Annotated in this window: 5 protein-coding genes; 4 read left to right on the forward strand and 1 reads right to left on the reverse strand. The window is 72.5% G+C overall.

The features are described from left to right. Positions 1-298 precede the first annotated feature (298 nt). From ABD329_RS47295 to ABD329_RS47310, 4 genes are all read left to right on the forward strand, one after another. Positions 299-772, forward strand: coding sequence for a carboxymuconolactone decarboxylase family protein (locus ABD329_RS47295; protein ID WP_198282307.1), 474 nt, complete (start codon positions 299-301; stop codon positions 770-772). 143 nt (positions 773-915) lie between these two features. Further along, positions 916-1671, forward strand: a complete 756-nt coding sequence (locus ABD329_RS47300; protein ID WP_198282308.1) for a DJ-1/PfpI family protein — start codon at positions 916-918, stop codon at positions 1669-1671. Between the two features lie 270 nt (positions 1672-1941). Further along, entirely contained in the window at positions 1942-3291 is a 1350-nt protein-coding gene (locus tag ABD329_RS47305) for a S8 family peptidase (protein ID WP_198282130.1), read from the forward strand. Positions 3292-3302: 11 nt separating this feature from the next. Further along, the gene (locus ABD329_RS47310; RefSeq protein WP_198282131.1) at positions 3303-3551 is read left to right on the forward strand and encodes a hypothetical protein; all 249 of its coding nucleotides are present in this window, start codon (positions 3303-3305) and stop codon (positions 3549-3551) included. Between the two features lie 90 nt (positions 3552-3641). On the opposite strand, the gene ABD329_RS47315 is transcribed toward ABD329_RS47310, so the two are convergent. Further along, on the reverse strand, positions 3642-4190 hold the full coding sequence (locus tag ABD329_RS47315; RefSeq protein ID WP_198282132.1) for a GNAT family N-acetyltransferase: 549 nt from the start codon (positions 4188-4190) through the stop codon (positions 3642-3644). Positions 4191-4312: the final 122 nt, after the last annotated feature.

Genomic DNA, 4312 nt, shown 5'->3' on the forward strand with positions numbered 1-4312 from the left:
GACTCGCAATCCACACCGAAACCAGAGGCCCTCGCCCCGTTCAAGCACCCCTCACGGCGCGTCGCCCGTCACCAACCTCCCCGGACAACACAACTAGGCCCCCACGGGGCCCGCAGCGCGTCGGCGAGGCCGAGAAGCCGCCGCCCCCGGGCTCCGGGGACGGCGGCCGATCCGTTCGCCCACGCCCTGAGCGGCGCCCCGGCCGAGGGAGACGCAGGTCACATCCAGCCCTGTCACATCTCTCCGAGCCGTTCCGTCAGGGAGGTGTCACCACGGCAACCGCATAGGAGAGCCCATCATGGACGCTCGCTTGAACCTCTTCGGCAACCCGCTCCTCGGCACGTTCCTCAAGCACCTCAACTCCGCGGGCAAGGTGATCGGCGACTCGTCGCTGCCTGCCGCGACGCAGGAGCTGGTGAAGATCCGCGCCAGCCAGATCAACGGCTGCGGCTTCTGCACCGACATGCACACCAAGGACGCCGCGAAGGCCGGGGAGACCTCGACGCGCCTGAACCTGGTCGCGGTCTGGCGGGAGGCCACGGTGTTCACCGACGCCGAGCGCGCCGCCCTGGAGCTGGCCGAGCAGGGCACCCGCATCGCCGACGCGGCCGGTGGTGTCACGGACGAGGCGTGGGCGAACGCCGCCAAGTACTACGACGAGGAGCAGCTCGCCGCCCTGGTCTCCATCATCGCCGTCATCAACACCTACAACCGGCTGAACGTCATCGTCCAGCAGCCCGCCGGCGACTACCAGCCCGGCCAGTTCGGCTGAGGCCCGGCGTCCTCCCGCGAGGCGCTGGCGAGAATCCGTGGAGGGTCGGCAGAAACGCTCGTGGTTGATGCCGTGACCGGTCTCTAACCTGCCGAAAAAGCGTGATTCCCACGCGTTCGGCAGGCACACCACGGAGGCTCGAGTTGGCAGGCGAAACGACGCGGGAGAACGGCCGGGGGACGGACGCCGCGCGTCCGATGGAAGTCGGCACGGTGCTGTACGGGGGTCACACCGCGCTCGACTTCGTCGGTCCGCACCTGGCCTTCGCCAGTGCGGGCATGCGGGTCCACCTGGTGTCGGACTCACTGGACCCAGTGGTGTCCGACACCGGGCTGGCCGTCCTGCCGACCGTCACCCTCGACAGCTGCCCCGGCGACCTGGACATCCTGTTCGTCCCCGGTGGACGCGTCGACGAGGTGCTGCTCGACCGCGCCAGGGTCGAGTTCCTCGCGCACCACGGGCGCAGGGCCTCGTACGTCACCTCGGTCTGCACCGGCTCGCTGGTGCTCGCCGCGGCGGGTCTGCTCGACGGCTACCGGGCGGCGACGCACTGGGCCGCCCGGGATCAGCTGGCGCGGTTCGGCGTCGAGGTGTCGAGCGAGCGCGTGTGCGTCGACCGGAACAGGATGACCGGCGGCGGGGTGACCGCGGGCATCGACTTCGGGCTCGCCCTCGTGGCGCGCGTCCTCGGCGAGGACGCCGCGAAACTCTCCCAGCTGGCCATGGAGTACGACCCGCGGCCGCCCTTCGACGCCGGTTCCCCCGAGGGCGCGGGGCCCGCGGTGGTCGCGCGCTTCGCCCGGTTCGCGGAGGCCACCTTCGGCGAAGGCATCGACGAGAGCATCGCCCGCGCCGTCTCGCGGGTGCTGGAGCGGCGCGCGGCGCCGAGCGGGGCGTAACGGGCGCTTCGGAGCGCGTAACGGGCGCTTCGGGTGACGTGCCGGACGCTTCGGGTCAATCGATGTGCGCGGGGGCCCGACCCCGAGTTGCGGGCCCCCACGCGGGGGGTGACGGTGGGCATAAGGGGGACATGGGGGCTCGGGGGCTGTGGGGGCGGGTGAGACATCCCCGGGAAGAGACATCCCGGGGAGAGACATCCCGGGGAGAGACATTCCGGGGAGAGACATTCCGGGGAGAGCACTGACCGCGCACAGGAGCGGAGAAAGGCAATGACGAACGGACCTGGGCCCGTGGGGCCCATGGGTAAGGGGCCGAACGGGGAGCGGCCGCAGCAGCGGGCCGGGATGCCGCTGGGGGCGCAGCAGACCGAGTACACCGGGCGGTATGTGGTCCTGCTCGATCAAGAGGAGCCCGACCGCGGTATGGAGGCGTTGCGCTCGTCCGTGGGGATCTCGTCCGTGGAGCGCGTCCGCGGGGCCGAACCCGGGGCGGCGGAGCTGCTGGGGCGCGCCGATGTGTCGGTGGTCTTCGACGAACTCGGCGTCGCCGTCGTCGATGTGCAGCCGGACCAGCGCCATGCGCTGGTCACCACGGCGGAGACGGAGCCGACGATCATCGCGACGGAGCCGGAGCGCGTGGTGTACGCGTCGGTGATCACGGAGCCGCGGCGCACGCTGACCGGCTTCTTCCCGACGTACCGCAGCGACGATGACGAGGTGTCCCGGCACACCCGGGCCGAGCTCGCCACCTCGCTGGGACCGGCGTGGGACGAGCAGAACACCACCTGGGGTCTCCAGGGGATCCGCGCCAACTGGTCGCATCTGACGGGCAGCGGGGTGAAGGTCGCCGTGCTGGACACCGGTGTGGACACCGACCACCCGGATCTGACCGGATGCGTCGAGGCGACGGCCTCCTTCGTGTCCGGGGCGAGCGTCGAGGACGGCCATGGCCACGGCACCCACTGCGTCGGCACCGTCGCCGGTCCGGCCAAGCCGGGGCACGCGCCGCGGTACGGCGTGGCCGGTGAGGCCCGGGTGCTGGTCGGCAAGGTGCTCAGCGACCAGGGCGTGGGCTCCGACGGCGAGATCCTGGCGGGGATGGCCTGGGCGGTCGCCCAGGGCGCCCGGGTGGTCTCCATGTCGCTCGGGGCTCCGGTGGAGCCGGGCGAGCTGTTCCCGCAGACGTACGAGAACGTGGCGCGGCGCGCGCTGCGGCGTGGCACGGTGATCGTGGCCGCGGCAGGCAACGAGAGCCGGCGGCCCGGCTTCGTGGCGCCGGTGGGGCGGCCCGCCAACTGCCCGTCCATCCTGGCGGTGGCGGCACTCGGCAAGGACCTGGGGACCGCGTTCTTCTCCTGCAGCGCCATCAACGGCGCCGGCGGGGAGGTCAATATCGCGGCGCCCGGGGTCGACATCTTCTCGGCCGCGCCCGACGGGACGTACCAGACGATGAGCGGTACGAGCATGGCGACGCCCCATGCCGCCGGTGTGGCCACGCTGCTGGCGCAGGCGCATCCGGACGCCTCGGCGGCGGACCTGAGCACCCGTCTGCTGTCCGGCGCCCATCCGCTGGCGCAGCCGGGCGCGGACATCGGCGCCGGTCTGCTCCAGGCCCCGTGAGCGGCGGCGCCATGGGGCGGACAACACGGTCCGGGCCGGTCGGGGTCATCCTCTCGGTCGACCCGGACCGGTTCGCCCAGGTGGTGGAGGCCGCGCGCCGGGTCGGGCTGACGGTCACCGGTGAGCAGCCGATCCTGGGCTCGCTGTCCGGGACGATCGCGGAGGACCGGATCCCGGTGCTGGCGGCGGTGGACGGGGTGGAGTCGGTGGACCGGGAGCGGATCGTCCGGCTGCCGCCGCCCGACGCGCCGCTTCAGTGAGCCTCGGCTCTTGCCGCCTCATCGGCTCTTGCCGCCTCATCGGCTCCTGCCGCGTCACGGGCTCCTGCCGCGTCACGGGCTCCTGCCGCGTCAGACGTGGTCGAACGGCTCGGCGTACTTGAAGGGCCCCTTGACGCTCGGCTGGTAGGCGGTCAGGGTCCGGACCTGGAAGTACTCGCCCCAGGCCGGATCCGGGGCCGTGATGCCGTACTCGGTCGCCGGGCGGAAGCCGAACCGGCCGTAGTACGCGGGGCTGCCCAGCAGGGCGACCAGCGATTCGCCGAACGCGTCCGCGGCGCCGAGCACCGCGTGGACGAGCGCGAGGCCCACGCCGCGGCCCTGATGGGCGGGGTGCACGCTGAGCGGGCCGAGGCCGAGGGCGAGGGCCAGGTCGGAGCCGACATGGCCGCGGGTGCAGACGACATGTCCGATCACCTCGCCGCGGTCGCCGGTGGCGACGAACGACAGCGCGGGCAACCAGCCGTCACTGATCCGGAGCTCGTCCAGCAGCGTGGCCTCAACCGGCGGCGGTGGAGATGAGCTGTTCACGGTGTCCGAGGTGTCCGACTTGGCGAACGCGGCCGAGGTGACAGCCCGTACGGCGTCGATGTCGGAGCGGGTCTCTCGTCGGATCAACATCGGGTCAGGATGCGTCCGGATGCCGCACTACGGCAAACGAATTGTGCGCCCACGCGCGGGGCGGGCGGCACGGCGGCACGGGCGGCACGGCGGCGCGGGCGGCTCGGCGGCACGGCGGCGGT

The sequence above is a fragment of the Streptomyces javensis genome, from assembly GCF_039525925.1.
Taxonomy (GTDB): domain Bacteria; phylum Actinomycetota; class Actinomycetes; order Streptomycetales; family Streptomycetaceae; genus Streptomyces; species Streptomyces asiaticus.